Source organism: Micromonospora sp. DT4 (assembly GCF_049841675.1).
Classification (GTDB): domain Bacteria; phylum Actinomycetota; class Actinomycetes; order Mycobacteriales; family Micromonosporaceae; genus Micromonospora.
This window is the reverse complement of sequence record NZ_JBNCKT010000047.1, coordinates 1-20,556: the sequence shown is the minus strand read 5'-3', so window position 1 is coordinate 20,556 and position 20,556 is coordinate 1. Positions and strand designations below refer to the sequence as shown.

Sequence of the window (20,556 nt, the reverse complement as noted above, 5' to 3'; positions counted from 1 at the left end):
CCGGCCCGGCCCGGCCCTGCCCGGCCCGGCCCGGCCCTGCCCGGCCCTGCCCGGCCCGGCCCGGCCCTGCCCGGCCCTGCCCTGCCCGGCCCGGCCCGGCCCTGCCCGGCCCGGCCCGGTGATCATGGGGTTAGCGGTGATCTTTCGGGCAAACCGGACCGCCAACCTCATGATCATGCGGGTGGGGGCGACATGGTCGTGCTCGATCCTTGTTGTAGTGGTGTTGTGGGCGGGGGAGGCCACTACATCCGTGATCGAGTGCGATCTTTCGGTGTGCGGTGTGCGGTGTGCGGTGTGCGGTGTGCGGTGTGCGGTGTGCGGTGTGCGGTGTGCGGTGTGCGGTGGGTGGTGTGCGGTGGGTGGTGGGGGTGGGGGTGGTGCGCGGTGCGCGGTGTCAGGTGGGGGTCGGGGTCCAGCGGCGGAGTTCGCGTTTGGCGAGGGAGTTGCGGTGGACCTCGTCGGGGCCGTCGGCGAGGCGGAGGGTGCGGGTCTGCGCCCAGAGGGCGGCCAGCGGCGTGTCCTGGCTGACGCCGGAGCCGCCGTACCCCTGGATGGCCTTGTCGATCACCCACTCCGCCATCGCCGGTGTGGCGATCTTGATGGCCTGGATCTCGGTGTGCGCACCCTTGTTGCCGACGGTGTCCATCAGCCAGGCTGTCTTGAGCACGAGCAGGCGGGCCTGTTCGATGCGGACCCGCGACTCGGCGATCCACTCCCGCACGACGCCCTGCTCGGCGAGGGGTCGGCCGAACGCGATCCGTCCGAGCGCCCGCTTGCAGAGCAGCTCCAATGCCCGCTCAGCCATTCCGATTAATCGCATGCAGTGGTGGATCCGGCCCGGGCCCAGCCGGGCCTGGGCGATGGCGAAGCCGCTGCCCTCGGTGCCGATCAGGTTGTCCGCCGGCACCCGTACGTCGGTGAAGTGGATCTCGGCGTGCCCGCCGTGCGAGCCATCGGTGTAGCCGAAGACGGTCATGCCCCGGCGGACGGTCACCCCGGGGGTGTCGCGGGGGACGAGCACCATGCTCTGCTGGCGGTGCCGGTCGGCGTCCGGGTTGGTCTTGCCCATCACGATGAAGATCTCGCAACGCGGGTCCATCGCGCCGGACGACCACCACTTGCGGCCGTTGATGACGTACTCGTCGCCGTCGCGGGTGATCCGGGTGGCGATGTTGGTGGCGTCGGAGGAGGCCACCTCCGGCTCGGTCATGCAGAAGGCGGAGCGAATCTCCCCCTCCAGCAGCGGTCTGAGCCACCGCTCGCGCTGGGCGTCCGAGCCGAACTCGGCCAACAGCTCCATGTTGCCGGTGTCCGGCGCCGCGCAGTTGACCGCCTCGGGCGCCAGGTGTGGGCTGTGCCCGGTCAGCTCGGCGAGCGGGGCGTACTGGAGGTTGGTCAGGCCGGCGCCGTAACGCGGGTCGGGCAGGAACAGGTTCCACAGGCCGCGCTTGCGGGCCTCGGCCTTCAGCTCGGCCAACACCGGGGTACGCGACCACGGGTCACCTGCGGCTGCCTGCTCGGCGTGCACCGGCTCGGCCGGGTAGACGTGCTCGGTCAGGAACCGGGTCAGCTGGTCGCGCAGCTCCTCGGTCCGGGCGTCGTACGCGAAGTCCATCACCGCTCCCCGGCGGCGGTCAGTCCGTACGCGACCAGCGGTGCCACCATCTCGCCGATCCGGTCGAAGCCCTCGCCGAGCGTCTGCCCGAGCGTGTGGCGGTAGTGGATGCCCTCGCAGATGACCGCGAGCTTGAAGCAGCCCAGCGCGACGTGCCAGTGCAGTGGCCCGACGTCGACGTCGCTGCGCCCGGCGTACCGGTCGATCAGCTCGGCGCCGGTGGGGAAGCCGGCGCGCGGGCCGAGGCCGTCGGCGACGGGGTTGCCGGCAGCGGTGTCGCTGTCGCCCAGCACGTCCCAGTACGTCAGCAGCAGTCCCAGGTCGGCGAGGGGATCGCCGAGGGTGGCCATCTCCCAGTCGAGGACGGCGTGCACGGCCACCGGGTCGGCCGAGGCGAGGAGGTTGTCCAGCCGGTAGTCGCCGTGCACGATGCGGCCGGCGTTCGCGCCCTCCGGGGCGGTCGCGGCGAGCCTGTCGCGCAGCTCGTCGATGCCGGGCAGGTCGCGGCTGCGCGAGCGGTCGAGCTGCCCGGCCCAGCGGCGGACCTGCCGGGCCAGGTAGCCCTCGGGGCGGCCGAAGTCGCCGAGCCCGACGGCGGCCGGCTCGACGGTGTGCAGCGCGGCGAGGGTGTCCATCATCGCCATGGCGAGTGCCCGGCGTCGCTCGTCGCCCAGTGGGTCGGTCTGGGCGCGGGTGCGGAACACCTCACCGGGCACGCGTTCCATCAGGTAGAACGGTGCGCCGAGGACCTCGGTGTCGGTGCAGAGCAGCAGCGCGCCGGGCACCGGCACCTCGGTTGGCGCCAGCGCCGAGATGACCCGGAACTCGCGGGCCATGTCGTGCGCTGTCGCCAGCACGTGCCCCAGCGGTGGCCGGCGCAGCACGACCTCCCGGTCGCCGAGGCGCAGCAGGTAGGTGAGGTTGGATTTGCCGCCGACGATCAACTGGGCCCGCACCTGCCCCGCGGCCAGCTCGGGTCGGTGCGTCGCCAGGTAGCCGGCGAGCCGATCGAGGTCGATCCCGGCGCTGGTGGCCGGATCAGCGTCCGGCCGGAGCGCGCTGGTGGCCGGATCAGCGTCCGGCCGGAGCGCGCTGGTGGCCGGATCACTCATCCGACTAGTTGATGGCAGCCCGTTCACGTTGTCAAGGTCAGATTTTCCCCTCGGGACATGCCTCTGCAACAGGGGCGAAATGGTCACCATAAAGGCTGTGAGCAGCCTGCCGGCCGTCGCCGGCCTGCCGAGCGGAGGGACAGACATGTTGCTGCGAGTTCGGGTCACCCTGCCGGACCGTCCGGGCACCCTCGGCCAGGTCGCCCGCACGCTGGGTGTCTCCGGCGCGGACATCGTGCAGGTCGTGGTCCTGGAACGTCTCGGCGGACGCGCGGTGGACGATTTCACGGTGGTGTGGCCCGGCGCGGCCCGGGTCGAGCGCCTGCTGGCCGGCCTTGCGGCGATTCCGGGTGTACGGGTGGACGGGGTGTGGCGGGCGATCGGCGCGCCCACCACCACCGGCCAGGACGCGGAGCTGCTGGCCCAGGTCGCGGCCAACCCGGCCGACGGGCTGGAGACCCTTGTCGACGCCGTGCCAGGGTTGCTGGCGGCCGACTGGGCGGCCGCCGCGGTGGTCCCGGTGGACTGGGCGTCACGTAGCGGGGGCGGCGGGGCCACCGTGGGCCACGCGAGCTGGCGCGCTCCCGTACCGCCGCGGTTGCCGGAGGTGACCCCGCTGCGCGGCCGGTCGATGACCGCGCCCGACAGCACCCACTACGCGATCGCCCCGTTCGGCCGGGCGGGCCTGGTGCTGGTGGTCGCTCGCGAGCACAACGAGACCCTCAGCGCCGCGGGTTTCCACAGCACCGAGGTCGACCGGCTCACCCAGCTCGTCCGGGCCTGCGCGGTGATCCTCGGCGACCGACTGGACCTGGTCGGCGCGCCACCGGTGGTCGCCGGCCCCTGACCAGCGCGAGGAGTTCCCGGGTCGACACCGGCGAGCAACCGGGCGGCAACAGCCGCGGGCGAGGCTCTGGGGTGGGAAGGGAGCCAACCATGACGTTGTGGCGGATCCGAGCGACAGTGGACGACCGACCGGGTTACCTGTCGGTCCTCACGGCGAGCCTCGCGCTGCGCGGGGTCAACATCCTCACCGTGCAGGTGCAGCCCACCGAGCAGGGCGCGGTGGACGACTTCCTGGTCGACGCGCCGGACGCGCTCGACGAGGCCGAACTGATCGCCGCCGTCGAGCGGGGGCGCGGGCGGGACTGCTGGGTGGCGCGCAGCGAGGCGCACGGCCTGGCCGACCAGCCGACCCGGGTGCTCGGGCTGGCCAACCGGCTCGTGCGCGATCCGGACGCGACCGGTGAGGCGCTGCGTACCCTGCTCGGGGCGGACTCGGTGAGCTGGCGGCCGGCGGTGACCGGCGACGACTGGGGCATCACCGGCACGAGCATGTTCCTGGACGATCCGGCGGGCGGTTCGTTCGCGCTGCGCCGGGCCGCGCCCGACTTCACTCCGGCGGAGTACGCCCGGGCGCAGGCCCTGGTCGAGCTGGCGGCCACCGTGACCCGTCGAGCTGCCGAGCAGGTCACCCTGGTGCTGCCCGACGGTGCCGAGGTGGCGGTGCGGCCGGCGAACGCGGACGACCTGTCGGGTGTGCTGGAGCTGCACGAGGCGTGCTCCTCGCGTAGCCGGGAGCGGCGCTACCTCAGTGGGGCGGCGCTGCCGCGGCAGGACCGGCTCCGCCGCCTGTTGGAGCCGAGTCGGGGGCTCACCCTGGTCGCCACGACCACCGACGGGGACGGCGCGGTGGTCGCGCTGGCGAACCTGCTCGGCGAGGGCGACGAGGCCGAGGTGGCGCTTCTGGTACGCGACGACTGGCAACGCCGCGGCCTGGGTTCGGCCCTGCTGCGCCGGCTGGTGTCGCACGCCGACCGGGCCGGGTACGCGGCGCTGGTGCTGCACGTGCGGGCGGACAACGCGCCGATGCTGCGGACGCTGCGCCGGCTGGACCGGCCCAGCTCGGTGCAGCGGGACGCCGGTCTGCTCACCCTGACCGTGCCGCTGGCGGTCCCCGTGCCGGCCCCGCGCCGGGGTGTCGTCCGGTCCTCGGCTGGTCCGGACGGGTCTCGGACGCCTGTGGAGCAGGTGGCGCGTTGACCGGTGTGGTCGGGGTCGGTTCGCCGTTGCGGGTCCGCACGTCCGGCACGGGGGCATAGGCGCGGAACGCCCACGACCGGCTGCCGGGGGATGTCCGGGACCGGTCGCGGGCGTTCGACGGTCAGCTCGTGAAGGTGATCCGGTCGTGGCGGCGACGCATCATCAGCAGGGAGTCGCCGCCGATGAGAGCGACGCCGGTGAGCGCGAAGCTGGTGACGGCCACGCCGGTGAGCGGGAGACTGCCGCCGTTGTCACCGCCGCTGCCCGCGTTCGCCGAGGTCGAACCGCCCCGGCGACACCGACCCCGACGGCCGCGCGGTCGCGCGCGTGTCCCTGTAACGCCTGCGACCGTGATGGCGCTGGGGCGCGGCATGGGCTTCCCAATCGACGAGACGCACATTACATTGTCGAATATCCATGGGAGCGCTTCCACGGCCTGTGGTCACACCGCCACCCCCGCTGTCGCCGGTGGCCGTGCCGCCCCACGCCGTCCCGCGTCGGTGCGACCACCGGCGGCGCCTGGTGAACAGGAGCCCTTCATGCGCCACCTGACCCGGCCGTCCACCGGCCACCCCGGCCGGTCGCCCGTCGCCGACCAGCCCTGGCCCCGACGGCTGCTGGCGGCCGGCGTCGCACTGCTCACCGGTGTGTCCCTCGCGGTCGCCGCGCCGACGCCCGAGCCCGCGTCGGCCGCACCGTCCTTCAACTACGCCGAGGCGTTGCAGAAGTCGCTGCTGTTCTACGAGGCGCAGCAGTCCGGCCAACTGCCTGACTGGGACCGCGTCTCGTGGCGCGGCGACAGCGCCCTCACCGACGGCGCGGGCGCGGGGCTGGACCTGACCGGCGGCTGGTACGACGCCGGCGACCACGTCAAGTTCGGCTTCCCGATGGCGTTCAGCGCCACCATGCTCGCCTGGGGAGCGGTGGAGTACCGCAGTGGCTACAGCGCCTCCGGGCAGTTGCCGCACCTGCTCAACAACCTGCGCTTCGTCAACGACTACTTCATCAAGGCGCATCCGTCGGCGAACATCCTCTACGGACAGGTCGGCAAGGGCGACGACGACCACAAGTGGTGGGGCCCGGCCGAGGTGCTGCCGATGGCGCGGCCCGCGTACAAGATCGATGCGAGCTGCGGCGGCGCGGACCTGGCGGGGGAGACGGCGGCCGCGATGGCCGCCTCCTCAATGGTGTTCCGGCCCACCGACGCGACCTACGCGGACAAGCTGCTCACCCACGCCCGGCAGCTCTACACGTTCGCCGACACGGTGCGGAAGGCCTACAGCGAGTGCATCACCGACGCGTCCTCGTTCTACAAGTCGTGGAGCGGCTGGCAGGACGAGCTGGTGTGGGCCGCGATCTGGCTCTACCGGGCCACCGGCGACGCCAGCTACCTGGCCAAGGCCGAGAGTGAGTACGACAAGCTCGGCACCGAGGCGCAGTCCACCACCCGCTCCTACATGTGGACGATCGCCTGGGACAACAAGCAGTTCGGCGCGTACGTGCTGTTGGCCAACCTGACCGGCAAGCAGAAGTACGTCGACGACGCCAACCGCTGGCTGGACTACTGGACCGTCGGCGTGAACGGGCAGCGGGTGCCGTACTCGCCGGGCGGGATGGCGGTGCTCGACTCCTGGGGCGCGCTGCGTTACGCGGCCAACACCTCCTTCGCCGCCCTGGTCTACAGCGACAAGACCACCGACACCACCCGCAAGGCGCGCTACCACGACTTCGCCGTCCGGCAGATCAACTACGCGCTCGGCGACAACCCGCGCAACTCCAGCTACGTCATCGGCTTCGGTGCCAACTCGCCGAAGAACCCGCACCACCGCACCGCGCACGGCTCGTGGTGGGACAGCCAGACCGTGCCCGTCGAGACCCGGCACACCCTCTACGGCGCGCTGGTCGGCGGCCCGTCCTCGGCCAACGACGCGTACAGCGACAGCCGGTCGGACTACGTGATGAACGAGGTGGCCACCGACTACAACGCCGGCTTCACGTCCGCGCTGGTCCGGCTGACCTCCGAGTACGGCGGCACCCCGCTGGCGAACTTCCCGGTCGCCGAGACGCCGGACATCGACGAGATGACCGTGGAGACCACTGTCATGCAGGCCGAACCGCGGGCCACCGGGCTCAAGGCGATCATCTACAACAAGTCGGCGTTCCCGGCCCGCGCGCTGACCGACGGCAAGTTCCGGTACTACTTCCGGCCCGACGGCAGCGGCCCGGTGCAGGTCACCTCCGGCTACACCCAGGGCTGCCCGTCCCCGACCGCCGCCAGGCAGTTCAGCGGCGACATCTGGTACGTCGAGGTGGACTGCACCGGTTACACCATCGCCCCGGCAGGACAGTCCGCGCACCGGATGGAGGTCCAGTTCAAGATCGGCGTGCCGGAGGGCGGCACCTGGGACCCGACCAACGACCCGTCGTACCAGGCGACCGCCGGGCCGAACCGCAAGGTTCCGCTCTACGCCGGCAGCACCCGCGTCTGGGGTGAGGAGCCGGGGCCGATCGTGCCGGACACCACCGCGCCGAGCGTCCCGGGCAAGCCGGTGGCGTCCAATCTCGCGTCCCGCTCGGTCACGCTGACCTGGTCGGCGTCCACCGACAGCGGCGGCAGCGGCCTGGCCGGCTACGAGGTCCGTGAGGTCCAGGTCGGCAGCGACACGGTGCTGAACCGGCCGGTCACCGACACGACGCTGGCCATCTCGACGCTGCTACCGGCGACGTCGTACGAGTTCAGCGTCGTGGCCCGTGACGGCGCGGGCAACACGTCGGCGGCTTCACCGGTGCTCACCGTGACCACGCCGCCGACCGGCTCCACCGACACGACCGTGCCGAGCACGCCCGGCACGCCGGTCGCCTCGGCGGTCACCGCCACCGGCCTCACCCTGGCCTGGACACCGTCGACCGACAACGTGGGCGTCACCGGTTACCGGGTCTACCGCGAGGCCGGCGCGACCGACGCGCTCGTCGGGTCGCCGACCGGCAGCACTCTCGCCGTGACCGGGCTGACGGCCTCAACGGCGTACCAGTTCTACGTGGTGGCCGTCGACGCGGCTGGCAACACCTCCGCGGCGTCCGCGCCGGTCGCGGTGACCACGGCGGCGCCGCCGGTCGGCGGCACCTGCTCGGTGGGGTACGCCACGACGGACTGGAACAACGGCTTCACCGCCACGGTGACGATCACCAACACCGGCACCGCCGCGATCAACGGCTGGACGTTGCGGTTCAGCTTCGCCAACGGGCAGGCCATCAGCCAGGGCTGGTCGGCGACCATCAGCCAGTCCGGGGCGGCGGTCACCGCGACGAACCTGTCCTACAACGGCACGATCGCGCCGGGCGCGTCGGTGAGCTTCGGCTTCAACGGCTCGCACAGCGGCAGCAACCCGAAGCCGACGGCCTTCACCGTCAACAACACCACCTGCGCCATCGCTTGAGTCGTCGACGCGGCGGGGTGTGGCCGGTACCGCGCCCGGGCGACCGGCCACGCCACGCCGCGCAAGGCAAACATTTCCGAAACTTTTCCGAAACTCCGTCGCGCGGGCCGCCGCATGGTTAGCATCGACTGAGTTAGATATATCAACCAACACTTCCGGTCGTTCCGCCTCGGCGGCCCGGGTCTAGGCCAGTAAGGAGGCCGAGATGGCAATGAGCCCATCCGTTCATCGCGGCGGGACTCGGCGACGGCGATCGCCCGTCGTCCGAGCGCTGCTCGCCGGCGCGTTCAGCGTCGTGACCGTGGCCGCTGTCGCGGTGATGATGCCCTCGGCGAACGCCGCCGCGTCCACGCTCGGCGCGGCCGCCGCGCAGTCGGGCCGATACTTCGGCACCGCCATCGCGGCGGGCCGGTTGGGCGACTCGACGTACAGCACGATCGCGGCGCGTGAGTTCAACATGATCACGGCTGAGAACGAGATGAAGCCGGACGCGACGGAGCCCCAGCGGGGCCAGTTCAACTTCAACTCCGGTGACCAGATCTACAACTGGGCGACCCAGCGCGGCCTGAAGGTCCGTGGGCACACCCTGGCCTGGCACGGGCAACAGCCGTCGTGGATGCAGAGCCTGAACGGCAGCAGCCTGCGTCAGGCGATGATCGACCACATCAACGGAGTGATGGGCCACTACCAGGGCAAGCTCCCCGCCTGGGACGTGGTCAACGAGGCGTTCAACGAGGACGGCAGCCGCCGCAGCTCGAACCTCCAGGGCACCGGCAACGACTGGATCGAGGTGGCGTTCCGCACCGCGCGGGCGGCCGACCCGTCGGTCAAGCTCTGCTACAACGACTACAACATCGAGAACTGGTCGTACGGCAAGACGCAGGGCGTCTACCGCATGATCCAGGACTTCAAGTCCCGCGGCGTGCCGATCGACTGCGTCGGTCTGCAGACCCACTTCACCGGCGGCAGCTCGCTGCCGAGCAACTTCCAGACCACGCTGTCCAGCTTCGCCGCGCTCGGCGTGGACGTGGCGCTGACCGAGGTCGACGTCACCAACTCCTCCACCACCCAGTACGCCGGGCTGACCCAGGCGTGCCTGAACGTGCCGCGCTGCATCGGCATCACCGTCTGGGGCGTACGCGACAGCGACTCCTGGCGCTCGAACGAGAGCCCGCTGCTCTTCGACGGAAGCGGCAACAAGAAGGCCGCCTACAACTCCGTTCTCAACGCGCTCAACGCGGCACCCCCGACCTCGAGCCCGACCGCGAGTCCCACGGTGAGTCCGACCGTGAGTCCGACCACGAGTCCGCCGCCGAGCGGCGGCGCCGGCCGGATCGTCGGCGTGCAGTCGGGCCGGTGCATCGACGTGCCCAACGCCACGCAGACCAACGGCACCCGCGTCCAGCTCTACGACTGCAACAGTCAGTCGAACCAGCAGTGGACGTACACCTCCGGCAAGCAGTTGCGGGTCTACGGCAGCAAGTGCCTGGACGCGAACGGCGCGGCCACCGCCAACGGCACCGGAATCATCATCTGGGACTGCAACAGCGGGGCGAACCAGCAGTGGAACATCAACTCCAACGGCACCATCACCGGTGTGCAGTCCGGCCGCTGCCTGGACGTCTGGGGCACCGGCAACGGCCAGCAGGTCCAGCTGTACGACTGCCACGGGCAGACCAACCAGCAGTGGCGGACCGACTTCGGTGGCGGCACCACGCCGACCACGCCGCCGCCGACCACGCCGCCGCCGCCGACCACGCCTCCGCCGAGCGGCTGCGCGCTCCCGTCGACCTACCGGTGGTCGTCGACCGGCGCGCTGACGAACCCGCAGAACGGCTGGGTCTCGGTCAAGGACTTCACCAACGTGGTCTACAACGGCAAGCACCTGGTCTACGCGTCCAACGTCAACAGCGGCGGCTCGTACGGCTCGATGAACTTCAGCCTGTTCACGAACTGGTCCGACATGGCCTCCGCCAGCCAGACCGGAATGAGCCAGGGCACGGTGGCGCCCACGCTGCTGTACTTCGCCCCGAAGAACATCTGGGTGCTGGCGTACCAGTGGGGACCGACCTCGTTCAGCTACAAGACGTCGAGCGACCCGACGAACGCCAACGGCTGGTCCTCGGCACAGACGCTCTCCACCGCCACCCTCTCCGACGCGCCGTACGGCGTGATCGACCAGACCCTCATCGGCGACGACCAGAACATGTACCTCTTCTTCGCCGGGGACAACGGCAAGATCTACCGGTCGAGCATGCCGCTGGGGAACTTCCCGGGCAGCTTCGGCTCGACCTACACGACGGTCATGACCGACTCGACGAACAACCTGTTCGAGGGCGTCGAGGTCTACAAGGTGCAGGGCCAGAACCAGTACCTCATGATCGTCGAGGCGATCGGGAGCCAGGGACGCTACTTCCGGTCGTTCACGTCCACCAGCCTGGGCGGCTCGTGGACCCCGCAGGCCGCCAGTGAGAGCAACCCCTTCGCCGGCAAGGCCAACAGCGGTGCGACGTGGACCAACGACATCAGCCACGGTGACCTGGTCCGCACCGACCCCGACCAGACCAAGACCGTCGACGCCTGCAACCTCCAGTTCCTGTACCAGGGCAAGAACCCCAGTGCGGGAGGCGACTACAACCTGCTGCCGTGGCGGCCGGGTGTGCTGACCCTCCAGCGCTAGGCGTCACTCCGTTCACAGAGAACCGGGCGTGCCCGGCACCTTGCGGTGCCGGGCACGCCCGTCCGATTCAGCCGGGCAGGTCCTCGGCGAGCAGGTCCATCAGCAAGGCGTCGTGCCAGCGGCCGTCCTCGCCGCGCTCGTAGCGACGCATGATGCCCACCGGACGGAAACCCGCCTTCGCGTACGCCCGGATGGCCGCGCTGTTCGCCGCCGCCAGCGGTCGCAGCGTCACCGCACGCCCACGCAGCATCGGCTCAGCCCCGGCTCTCGCCGTGCTCGACGCAGACCGCCGACCAGCCGACCGGCAGCACCTGCACCTTCATCCGGCGGCGGCACTCCAAGCAGTAGCGCGGCGGCTCCAGCGCGCGGGCCGCCGCGCACGACGCGTGGCCGGCGGCCGACGCGTCCTCGCCGCAGCGGTCACACCAGCGCTGCGCTGCCACAAGCTCGGTCATGTCGTCCTCACCGGTCAGCTCAGAGGGTCGCGGAGAGGGCCTTGACCGGCATCTTCAGCTCGTCGAGCAGGTCGAGGTCGGCGGTCGCCGGCCGGCCCAGGGTCGTCAGGTAGTTGCCGACGATCACGGCGTTGATGCCGCCCAGCAGGCCGTCACGGGTGCCCAGGTCACCGAGGGTGATCTCGCGCCCGCCCGCGTACCGCAGGATGGTGCGCGGCATGGCCAGCCGGAACGCGGCGATGGCCCGCAGCGCGTCCTTGCCCTCGACCACCGGGCGGTCGCCGAGCGGGGTGCCGGGGCGCGGGTTGAGGAAGTTCAGGGGCACCTCGTGGGGCGCCAGCTCGGCGAGCTGCGCGGCGAACTCCGCCCGCTGTTCGACGGTCTCGCCGAGGCCGAGGATGCCACCGCAGCACACCTCCATGCCGGAGTCGCGGACCATACGCAGCGTCTCCCACCGCTCCTCCCACGAGTGGGTGGTGACCACGTTCGGGAAGTACGACCGGCAGGTCTCCAGGTTGTGGTTGTAGCGGTGCACGCCCATGTCGACCAGGTCGTCGACCTGCTCCTGGGAGAGCATGCCCAGCGACGCGGCGACCTGGATGTCGACCTCGGCCTTGATGGCGGCGACGCCCTCGCGCATCTGCTTCATGAGCCGCGCGTCGGGGCCGCGCACGGCGGCCACGATGCAGAACTCGGTGGCCCCGGTCTTAGCGGTCTGCTTCGCGGCCTCGACCAGCGACGGAATGTCCAGCCAGACCGAGCGCACCGGAGAGGTGAACAGACCCGACTGGGAGCAGAAGTGGCAGTCCTCCGGGCAGCCGCCGGTCTTCAGCGAGACGATGCCCTCGACCTCCACCTCGGGGCCGCACCACCGCATCCGCACGTCGTGCGCGAGTTGGAGGGCGGCGGGCAGGTGCTCGTCGGGCAGGTTCAGCACGGCGAGGACGCCAGCCTGGTCGAGGCCGACGCCGTCACCCAGGACCTGGGTGCGGGCCTGGTCGAGGATCTCTGGCATGGCTCGTACCCTACAAGGCCCCGGCTCCGCCCGGTATGACCTGCCGTCGGCGTAGACGGACGCCGGGCCGCGCCCGGCGGAACGACCGCGCCGGTCAGGTCGCGCGCCACCCGCACGGCGACCGCGAGTGATGACCTTTTGACGGTACGTGGTGGCCGATGTCGCTGGGTCGTGGTTCTCCGCCGCTGCGCGTCGCGTACCGAGTGGATTCGTCGAGTCGAGGGCGGCGGGTGGTAATTTCGCCCGGCGGACGTCGGCGTGACCGGCGCGGACGGCGGTGAAGGGGTGACGGTGGCGGACTGGCTGGCGGCGCTCGATCGTCGCGCGCAGTTGAGGGCGAAGGCCGGGTTGACCCGATGGCTGCACCCGCGTCCCGCCGACGACCGGATGACCGACCTCGCCGGCAACGACTACCTCGGCCTGGCCACCCACCCGGAGGTCACCGCCGCGGCCACGGCGGCGCTGTCGGCGTACGGACTGGGCGCGACCGGTTCGCGTCTGGTGCGCGGCTCGACCGAGGCGCACCATGCCCTGGAGGACGAGCTGGCGCAGTGGCTGGGCACCGACCGGGCTCTCGTGTTCTCCTCCGGCTACCTGGCGAACCTCGGCGCGTTGCGGGCTCTCGTGCAGCCCCGCACCCTGCTCGTCTCGGACGCCCACAACCACGCGTCGCTGATCGACGGCTGCCGGATCTCGGGCGCCGAGACGGTGGTCAGCGCGCACGCGGACGTGACGGCGGTGGCCGCCGCCCTGGCCGTGGCGCCGGGACGCCCCGCAGTGGTGGTCACCGAGTCGGTCTTCTCGGTCGACGGCGACCTCGCCCCACTGGCCGACCTGCACGCGGTGGCCCGCCGCTACGGCGCGCTACTGCTGGTCGACGACGCGCACGCGCTCGGCGTGACAGGTCCGTCGGGTGCGGGCGCGGTGGCGGCCGCCGGTCTGGCCGGCGAGCCGGACGTCGTGGTCACCGCCACCCTGTCCAAGGCGCTCGGCGGGGCGGGTGGGGTCGTCGCCGGTCCGACCGAGTTCGTCCGGCACCTGGTCGAGACCGGTCGTACGTTCATCTTCGACACCGCGCTGCCGCCGGCCGTGGCGGCCGGTGTGCACGCCGCGCTGCGGCTGGCCCGGGCCGGCGACGACCTACGCGCCGAGGTTGCCGACCGGGTGGCGCTGGCGGTCGGTCGACTGCGCGCGGCCGGGCTGGCCGTCTCCGCGCCGGATGCGGCGGTGATCTCGGTGGCGGCGCCCGGTCCGGAGGCCGCGACGACCTGGGCGGCCGACTGCCGGGACCGCGGTGTCGCGGTGGGCTGCTTCCGGCCGCCGTCGACCCCGGACAGCCGCTCCCGGCTGCGCCTGACGGTCAGCGCCGGGGTGCCGCGGGCCGACTTCGAGCGTGCCCTGGACGTCATCGTGGACTGTGCGCCGTGAGCGCGAGGAGTGAGCCGGGTTTGCGAGCCCCGCAGTCGCGAACCGAGGTGATGCCGTGAGCGCGAGGAGTGAGCCGGGTTTGCGAGCCCCGCAGTCGCGAACCGGGTGGGCGTCGTGACGGCGTGGGAGGGGCCGGTGCTGGTCACCGGCACCGACACCGAGGTGGGCAAGACCGTGGTCACGGCGGCGATCGCGGCGGCCGCACAGGCCGCCGGCCTCCGGGTGGCGGTGGTCAAACCCGGCCAGACCGGCACGGCCGGCGGTGAGCCGGGTGACGTGGACGCGGTGAACCGGCTGGCGGCCCCGCTGACCGGTCGTACCCTGGCGAGTTTCCCGGACCCGCTCGCCCCGTTGGCCGCGGCCCGGGTCGCGGACCTGCCGCCGCTGGAGCTGTACGCGGCGGTGGACGCCGTCCGCGAGGAGGCGGACAAGCACGACCTGGTTCTGGTCGAGGGGGCCGGTGGTCTGCTGGTGCCGATGGGGCTACGTCCGTCGGGTGAGCCGTGGACGATGGCCGACCTGGCGGTGTCGCTCGGCGCGCCCGCGGTGGTGGTGGCCCGTGCCGGGCTGGGCACGCTCAACCACACGGCGCTGACCCTGGAGGCGCTGGACCGCCGGGCGGTACCGGCGGGCGTGGTGATCGGCGCCTGGCCGGCGTCGCCGGAGCTGGTGCACTGGACGAACCTGACCGACCTGGTGCCGAACCTGCTGGGCGCGTTACCGGCCGGCGCGGGCGCGATCGATCCGGGGGTGTTCCGGCGTTCGGCGCCGGGGTGGCTCACCCCGGCGCTGCACGGGGTGCTCGACGACTGGCGCGTCTGGGCCGAGGAGAGCAGCTGAACACCTGTCGACCGCGACGGTCGCCCCGAACCGTTTCGTCAACCCACGTAAAGTGATCATGCGTTGACGCTAGGCGTCCGCTGCCTCGGCCCACCGCGCCCGGACGGCACCCACCAGCATTGACTTTCGTCGGACCGTCCGGGTCAGCGGATGTAGTCCTCGAGCAGCGCCGGGGTGAGTCCGGCCCGGTGGATGGCCTTCAACGCCGCCAGGAGGTCGTCCATCAGCGCCGGCCGGAAGTGCATCAGCAGCACGTCGCCGGGTCGGACCACCTTCTCCGGGGTCTGGTAGCGCACCTTGCCCTCGTGGACCGTCTCGGACCAGTGCAGGACCGCCTTCGCGCCGCAGTCCCGCGCGGCCTGGATCGTGGTGCTGTCGTACTCGCCGAACGGTGGGCGGAACAGGGTCGCCCGCTTGCCGAACAGCGTCTCCAGCTTGTCCGCCGCCCCGCAGATCTCCTCCTTCTGGTAGCCGTACGAGCGGCCGGACAGTGAGTTGTGCCGGATGGTGTGGTTCTCGACGATCCCACCGGACGCCTGAATCTGGCGGAAGTAGTCGCCGTACTCCTCGGCGGCCGGTGAGTTCAGGAACATCGTGACCGGGATGCGCGCGCGCCCGATGAAGTCGGGCACCGCGGGCGGGCGGGCCAGCCCACCGTCGTCGATGGTGATGAAGGCGACCTTCTGGTCGGTCGGCACGCGGTGCCAGAACGGGATCGCGCCGGTTACCGGCAGCGGCACGGGTCGCGGTGGCGGCGCCTCGGGAAAGGTCGGCACTTGGGAGACGTACCAGTCCAGGCTCCCGGGCTTCGGCCGGGCGGTCGGGGACGGTGATGCAGACGGGGTGGGCGCTGGCGTGGACGGGCTCGGCTGCGCCGCGGTCTGTCCGGCGTGGGACGCGGGTCCGGCTGCGCAGGCACTCAGCGCCAGCAGGGCCAGAAGCGTTGCGGCGGCGAGGATCCGACGGAAGGGAGTGGCTGACACGCCCGGAAACATACCGAGCGAATGTCAGGATCCGGTCAGCCCGGTGCGATCGACGGGCGACGGACCACGAAGGCGTCCGGCATCCGGAAGGTGAGATTGTCCGGGCACCAGGGCGGCCGGACCACCGCCACCCCGTCCAGCAGCGGCGCGGCCTCGGCCACCACGACGGCAGCCTCCATCCGGGCCAGCACGTCACCGACGCAGCGGTGCGCCCCCGCCCCGAACGCCAGGTGCCGCCGCGACCCGCGCTGCCCCGGAAGGAACTCGTCCGGCGAGCCGACGACCGCCGGGTCCCGGCCGGCGCGGGCCAGCCACAGCACGATGCTGGTGCCCGCCGCCACGGCCGTGCCGCCGAGCGTGCCGTCCGCCGCCGCGACGCGCCGCCAGGTGACGATGGGCGGTTCGAGGCGCAGGCCCTCCTCGACGACGTCGGCCACCGCGACGTCGCCGGTACGCAGGCCGGCGCGTACCGCCGGTTCGCCGGCCAGCCGGTGCAGCAGCAGGGTGAGGAACTGCGAGGTGGTCTCCTGGCCGGCGACCAGCAGGAAGAAGAGCGCGCCGACCACCACGTCGGGCGGGTGCCCGGCCGCGCGCAGCTCCGAGGCCAGGCCGCCGCCGGTGGTGGCGAACTCCCGCAGTACGCGGTGGAAGCGGCCCACCTCGGCGGCCAGCGCCACCTGCCGGTCGGCGTCCAGGGGCGCCCAGAACAGCTCCAGCGCCGCCCGGGCGAACTCCTTGACCGCGCCCACCGGCGCGTCCGGCAGGTCGACCAGCCGGGCCAGCACCAGCAGGGGCAGGTCGGCGGCGAGGTCCGCGTACAGGTCGACCGGCGCGCCGGCGTCGAGCGTGGCGCGCAGCCGGGCCACCCGTTCCCGGACCAGCGCCGTCAGCCACGGGCGCTGCGCGGCCACCCGCGTCGGGTGCAGCGCCTCCGCCACGATCGCCCGGATCTGCGGATGGCTGACGCCGGAGTTGTTCGCCAGGGTCGGCGGCAGCCGGAACCGGTGCCCGGCGAGCACCCGCAGCGCGGTCACCGGCATCGGGGTCACCGCGTCCAGGGCGTTGTCCGGCCGGTAGCGGTCCGGGGCGGCGAGGACCTGGCGGACCAGCGCGTGCCGGGTGACGACGAGGTGGCGTACGCCGACGTGGTCGGTCACCTCGGCGATGTCCGGCCAGGGTGCCTCGACCGCGGACGTCCAGCCGGAGAAGAGCACGCCGACACGCTAGCCGGCGGCCCCCGGCAGGCCGGGGCGCAACTGCCAGACGGTGGTGCGCTTCACCCGGACACTCTCCAGAGCCTCCGGCACCGGCACGTCGTAGCTGGCCAGCTCGTCGAAACGCTCCCGGGGCAGGAACGCCCGGCCAGGGTCACCGACCAGTGCCGGCGCTCCGGCCCGGGTGGCGCGCAGCAGGAACCGCAGCACCCGTCGGGCCATCGCGTCGCTGTAGAAGACGTCCCCGGCGAGCACCACCTCGGCGTCGCCCGCGTCGCCGTCGAGGATGTCACCGAATTCGGCGTCGACGCGTACCCCGTTGGCCTCGGCATTGAGCGCGACGGCCGCGACCGCCAGTTCGTCGACCTCGACGGCGCGCACGGACGCCGCGCCGGCCCGGGCCGCGGCGATGGCCACCAGGCCGGAGCCGGACGCGAGGTCGAGTACCCGCCGGCCGGCGACCAGCTCCGGATGGTCGGTGACGTAGCGGGCGAGGGCCTGCCCGCCGGCCCAGGCGAAGGCCCAGAACGGCGGCGGCCGGTCGCTGGAGAACTGGCCCTCGGTCAGCTCCCAGAGCCCGATCGGCTCGTCCGCCTGGTGCAGGCGCACCTCGGGGACGAAGGGAACCGGGGCCAGCCGGGCGTGCAGCCGGACGAACGTGCTGGAGAGCTCGGACACCTGGCGATTCTCCCGCACGACGGTTCGTCGCCAGCGCTCGGAGGCGGGACGCCGTCACGCGCCGGGTGAAGGGTTCACCACTGTCGGTGAAATCACCCCTCGTCCTTGGCGTCCGGTGCGACAACACCCGTCTGTGCGACCCGCCCGATTCCTCCTAGCGTTTCCCCACAGGGACGAGAAGGAGCGAGGTGGTGGTGGTCGTGTGGCGGTACGCGCTGCGGCTCGGGGCGTTGGTTGCCGGCGTTGCCGGGGCGGTGCTGACCCTGGCGGCACCGGCGCAGGCGGCGTTCGCCACCGAGATGAGCGGCCTGCCGGCCCGGTTCACCGCCGGGGACCAGGTGCGCACGATCTCCGCGGTGGTCTCGCAGACGGACCGGCGTGGCGGGTGCGCGAAGGTGCGCTGGTCGATGGTGCTCCGGGTGCAGGGCATCCGGCTCGACCAGGTGAAGGTGGACCGGGTGGAGGAGAACGGCGACTTCCCGGTGGAGATCCGGACCGAAGGTGACGTGGCCCGGTTGACCGACCGGCAACTCGACCCCGGCACCCTCTGCCCCGGCCGCACGGTGACCGCCCGCTACCGGGTGGCCTTCGCCGAGGACGTCACGCAGGGGCGGGTCACCCTCGCCGCCGAGGCGTACGACGCCAACCTGCGCCTGTTGGCCCGGCAGACCGCCACCCGATCCGTGGTGGGGGCGGGCGCCGCAGCGACCCGTACGCCGACGCCGAGCCCGACTCCGGCGCAGCCGAGCGATCCGCCGAGCGAACCGGCACAGGAGAGCACCCCGGCGGACGATCCGATCGCGGACCAGCCGGTCGACGCGGCGCCACCGCCGGCCAGCCGTCCGGTCGCGCAGACCGGCGGGTTCGGCGTGGTGCAGGCGGCGTTCCTGCTCGGCGGGTTGCTGCTCTCGCTCGGGGCGGGCCTGCTGCTGCGACTGCGCCACCTGACCCGGGCCGCGAACAACGAGGCCGAGGACCCGCCGGTGGACCGGCTCTGGGAGCGGCCCACGTCGACCGGTCGCTGGCACCCGGCACGCCGCTGACCGGGGGGTGCCGGGGCCGGCGGTCTCCCACCGGCGGCCCCGGCGGTGACGGCTCAGTCGCCCGGCGCCCAGTCCGGGTCGCGGCCGAAGGCGGCCAGCAAATGATCCTGCTCGTCGGCGTCGGCGGGCACCCGCGCGGTGTCACGAACCAGCTTGTCGCGCCGGTAGTCGTCGACCCGCCCGGAGAACCACTGGGCGCACACGTGCACCGCGCCCGGGTCCATCCGTGGGTCGGCGCCGATCGCCACTGCCAGGTCCCAGCCGTGCACCAGGTGCTCGGCGAGGAGCTGCTGGACGTACTCGGCGGCCGGGGTCGGGCCGGCCGACAGGTGCACGGTGCGGTCGATCGTGCCGGGATGGGTGGCGGCGATCTCGGCCTGCGCGGCCGCCTCCCGCGCCGTCGTGATGGGGTCGGCGCCGAGCTGGTCACCGTCGAAGCGGTCGCCGACCTCATCGAGGGTGCGGCCGGCGAGCAGTGGGACGCTCCACCGGTCCTCGCCGACCACGTGGTTGACCAGGGTGCGGACGTCCCAGTCCGGGCAGGGTGTCTCCTCGGACCACTGGTCGGGCCCGATCTGGTCCACCCGGTCGACAAACTCGGCCAGGCTCCGGCGGTACGCGTCCAGCAGATCCATGCCGTCGATTGTTCACGCCGACGCGCTGGTTTGAGCCGTTTTGCCCGGCTGGGCGTCCGGTGCCGGCGGTCGTCGCTCAATCCAGGTCGGCCGGATCCAAGCCCAGCTCCCGGGCCGTGACCAGGCGCACCCACTCCCCGAACTGCCGGCGGGAGATGACCCGGTCGTGCACCGCGAGCTGCACGGAGAGACCGTCCATGACGGCGCTGATCCGCCAGGCGGCCCCGTCCGGGTCGGCGCACTGGAAGGTGCCGTCGGCGACCCCGGCGGAGATTACGGCAGCGAGGTCCTGCCGCCAGCGCAGGTCGAGCCGGCGGGACACCTTCTCCAGCTCGGGGGTGCGCAGCGACTCGGACCAGCCGTCGATCCACATCGACCAGGAGGTCGCCCGGCCGGCCGGGGTGTAGAGCTTGAGAATCCGGCGGAGCTTCGTCAACGGCGGGGCGGAGGAGCGGGTGACCGCGTCGAGGCGGGCCAGGTCCTGCTCGACGGCGTACGCGAAGGCCTGCGCGAGCAACCGCTCTTTGGTGGCGAAGTGGTAGAACACAAGTGCCTGGCTCACCCCGGCGGCCTGTGCCACGTCGGCCGTCCGGGTGTTGGCCAGACCACGCTCCACGATCACGTCGCAGGCCGTGCGCAGCAGGGCATCCAGGCGGATTTCGGCCGCACGTCTCGTCACGACCGTTACCGTAGCCCATCCACCCGAACACGAACAGTTACCGCCACCGTCCGATTCGTGGGGCAAGAGTCGGAAGTTGGACAATTCCGGGGAGTGCCATCGCTCGTTCTCCTAGCGGCGTCCGTCGAGGTCGGTGGCTCGCTGTCGAGGCGCCTCGGCACCTGCCGGAGGGCGCCTCGCACGCATCGATATCGACCGCTGGATGATGCCGGAGTGTGGCGGGCGAGAGTCAATTGCGACATCAGGTCAGCTGACTAGGAAGCCTGCGCCCCGTGGCCGCGACCTCCCGGTCGGTAGCCCCGGCACCCTCCCCGTCGGTGCGTACGGCGCCGGCACGGGCGGAGGGGGCGCGCCGACACGGACCCCGAGTTGGCAGTCGTTCGCCGGCTCGGCTAAAGTTCTCATCCGTCACCCGGGAAAGCCGGGGACGTGCGGACGTAGCGCAGCTGGTAGCGCATCACCTTGCCAAGGTGAGGGTCGCGGGTTCGAATCCCGTCGTCCGCTCGGAGCTGCCGCCACGCATGACGGGGGCAACCTCGGTGGGGTGGCCGAGAGGCGAGGCAACGGCCTGCAAAGCCGTGTACGCGGGTTCAAATCCCGTCCCCACCTCGGCAATAAAGAGCACGGGCGATTGGCGCAGTGGGAGCGCGCTTCCTTGACACGGAAGAGGTCACTGGTTCAAACCCAGTATCGCCCACC

Annotated in this window: 16 protein-coding genes, 3 tRNA genes and 1 pseudogene; 10 read left to right on the top strand and 10 right to left on the bottom strand. The window is 72.1% G+C overall.

Features of this window, described 5'->3' with window-relative positions; all coding sequences use genetic code 11:
- Positions 1-394: 394 nt before the first annotated feature.
- Both ACLQ24_RS15575 and ACLQ24_RS15570 read right to left on the bottom strand, forming a co-directional pair.
- Positions 395-1,615, bottom strand: coding sequence for an acyl-CoA dehydrogenase family protein (locus ACLQ24_RS15575; protein ID WP_425892276.1), 1,221 nt, complete (start codon positions 1,613-1,615; stop codon positions 395-397).
- Positions 1,615-2,727 (bottom strand): phosphotransferase family protein, encoded by a 1,113-nt coding sequence (locus tag ACLQ24_RS15570; protein WP_425892274.1) that lies wholly within the window; start codon positions 2,725-2,727, stop codon positions 1,615-1,617. The genes ACLQ24_RS15575 and ACLQ24_RS15570 overlap by 1 nt, the downstream gene beginning before the upstream one ends.
- Before the next feature lie 145 nt (positions 2,728-2,872).
- Between ACLQ24_RS15570 and ACLQ24_RS15565 the strand changes: the two genes are divergently transcribed.
- The 4 genes from ACLQ24_RS15565 to ACLQ24_RS15550 all read left to right on the top strand — a co-directional run bounded on the left by ACLQ24_RS15565 (position 2,873) and on the right by ACLQ24_RS15550 (position 10,887).
- Positions 2,873-3,574, top strand: coding sequence for an amino acid-binding protein (locus tag ACLQ24_RS15565; protein ID WP_425892314.1), 702 nt, complete (start codon positions 2,873-2,875; stop codon positions 3,572-3,574).
- Between the two features lie 89 nt (positions 3,575-3,663).
- Positions 3,664-4,770, top strand: coding sequence for a GNAT family N-acetyltransferase (locus tag ACLQ24_RS15560; RefSeq protein ID WP_425892271.1), 1,107 nt, complete (start codon positions 3,664-3,666; stop codon positions 4,768-4,770).
- Positions 4,771-5,309: 539 nt separating this feature from the next.
- A complete protein-coding gene (locus ACLQ24_RS15555; protein WP_425892269.1) occupies positions 5,310-8,207 on the top strand; it encodes a glycoside hydrolase family 9 protein in 2,898 nt (965 codons plus the stop codon).
- Positions 8,208-8,412: 205 nt separating this feature from the next.
- Complete coding sequence (locus ACLQ24_RS15550; protein WP_425892268.1) at positions 8,413-10,887, top strand: non-reducing end alpha-L-arabinofuranosidase family hydrolase; 2,475 nt, start codon at positions 8,413-8,415, stop codon at positions 10,885-10,887.
- Positions 10,888-10,954: 67 nt separating this feature from the next.
- On the opposite strand, the pseudogene ACLQ24_RS15545 reads toward ACLQ24_RS15550, so the two are convergent.
- The 3 genes and pseudogenes from ACLQ24_RS15545 to bioB form a co-directional block, all read right to left on the bottom strand.
- Positions 10,955-11,119, bottom strand: a pseudogene (locus ACLQ24_RS15545) (GNAT family N-acetyltransferase); the annotation flags it as partial.
- A 22-nt stretch (positions 11,120-11,141) separates the two neighbouring features.
- Positions 11,142-11,342, bottom strand: coding sequence for a hypothetical protein (locus ACLQ24_RS15540; RefSeq protein WP_425892267.1), 201 nt, complete (start codon positions 11,340-11,342; stop codon positions 11,142-11,144).
- Positions 11,343-11,361: 19 nt separating this feature from the next.
- Positions 11,362-12,357, bottom strand: coding sequence for a biotin synthase BioB (bioB, locus tag ACLQ24_RS15535; protein ID WP_425892265.1), 996 nt, complete (start codon positions 12,355-12,357; stop codon positions 11,362-11,364).
- A gap of 291 nt (positions 12,358-12,648) precedes the next feature.
- On the opposite strand from bioB, the gene ACLQ24_RS15530 reads away from it, so the two are divergent.
- Together ACLQ24_RS15530 and bioD are read left to right on the top strand one after the other, a co-directional pair.
- Positions 12,649-13,785: an 8-amino-7-oxononanoate synthase gene (locus tag ACLQ24_RS15530; RefSeq protein WP_425892313.1), complete on the top strand. Its 1,137-nt coding sequence runs from the start codon at positions 12,649-12,651 to the stop codon at positions 13,783-13,785.
- A 135-nt stretch (positions 13,786-13,920) separates the two neighbouring features.
- Complete coding sequence (gene bioD, locus ACLQ24_RS15525) at positions 13,921-14,625, top strand: dethiobiotin synthase (protein ID WP_425892312.1); 705 nt, start codon at positions 13,921-13,923, stop codon at positions 14,623-14,625.
- A gap of 143 nt (positions 14,626-14,768) precedes the next feature.
- On the opposite strand, the gene ACLQ24_RS15520 is transcribed toward bioD, so the two are convergent.
- Genes ACLQ24_RS15520 through ACLQ24_RS15510 form a run of 3 tightly spaced genes read right to left on the bottom strand, consistent with a single transcriptional unit; the run spans position 14,769 to position 17,500 of the window.
- Positions 14,769-15,608 (bottom strand): polysaccharide deacetylase family protein, encoded by an 840-nt coding sequence (locus tag ACLQ24_RS15520; protein WP_425892264.1) that lies wholly within the window; start codon positions 15,606-15,608, stop codon positions 14,769-14,771.
- Positions 15,609-15,643: 35 nt separating this feature from the next.
- The gene (locus ACLQ24_RS15515) at positions 15,644-16,822 is read right to left on the bottom strand and encodes a cytochrome P450 (protein ID WP_425892263.1); all 1,179 of its coding nucleotides are present in this window, start codon (positions 16,820-16,822) and stop codon (positions 15,644-15,646) included.
- Positions 16,823-16,831: 9 nt separating this feature from the next.
- A complete protein-coding gene (locus tag ACLQ24_RS15510) occupies positions 16,832-17,500 on the bottom strand; it encodes a class I SAM-dependent methyltransferase (RefSeq protein WP_393220760.1) in 669 nt (222 codons plus the stop codon).
- Between the two features lie 191 nt (positions 17,501-17,691).
- Between ACLQ24_RS15510 and ACLQ24_RS15505 the strand changes: the two genes are divergently transcribed.
- Complete coding sequence (locus ACLQ24_RS15505) at positions 17,692-18,543, top strand: hypothetical protein (RefSeq protein WP_425892260.1); 852 nt, start codon at positions 17,692-17,694, stop codon at positions 18,541-18,543.
- 53 nt (positions 18,544-18,596) lie between these two features.
- Here ACLQ24_RS15505 and ACLQ24_RS15500 read toward each other — a convergent pair whose 3' ends face one another.
- Positions 18,597-19,178 carry a TIGR03086 family metal-binding protein gene (locus tag ACLQ24_RS15500; RefSeq protein ID WP_425892258.1) on the bottom strand — a complete coding sequence of 194 codons (582 nt, stop codon included), beginning with the start codon at positions 19,176-19,178 and terminating at the stop codon, positions 18,597-18,599.
- Between the two features lie 76 nt (positions 19,179-19,254).
- Positions 19,255-19,857: a TetR/AcrR family transcriptional regulator gene (locus tag ACLQ24_RS15495; protein ID WP_425892256.1), complete on the bottom strand. Its 603-nt coding sequence runs from the start codon at positions 19,855-19,857 to the stop codon at positions 19,255-19,257.
- A 431-nt stretch (positions 19,858-20,288) separates the two neighbouring features.
- Between ACLQ24_RS15495 and ACLQ24_RS15490 the strand changes: the two genes are divergently transcribed.
- From ACLQ24_RS15490 to ACLQ24_RS15480, 3 genes are all read left to right on the top strand, one after another.
- Positions 20,289-20,361: transfer RNA gene (locus tag ACLQ24_RS15490), tRNA-Gly, on the top strand.
- Positions 20,362-20,395: 34 nt separating this feature from the next.
- Positions 20,396-20,466: transfer RNA gene (locus ACLQ24_RS15485), tRNA-Cys, on the top strand.
- 16 nt (positions 20,467-20,482) lie between these two features.
- Positions 20,483-20,554: transfer RNA gene (locus ACLQ24_RS15480), tRNA-Val, on the top strand.
- Positions 20,555-20,556: the final 2 nt, after the last annotated feature.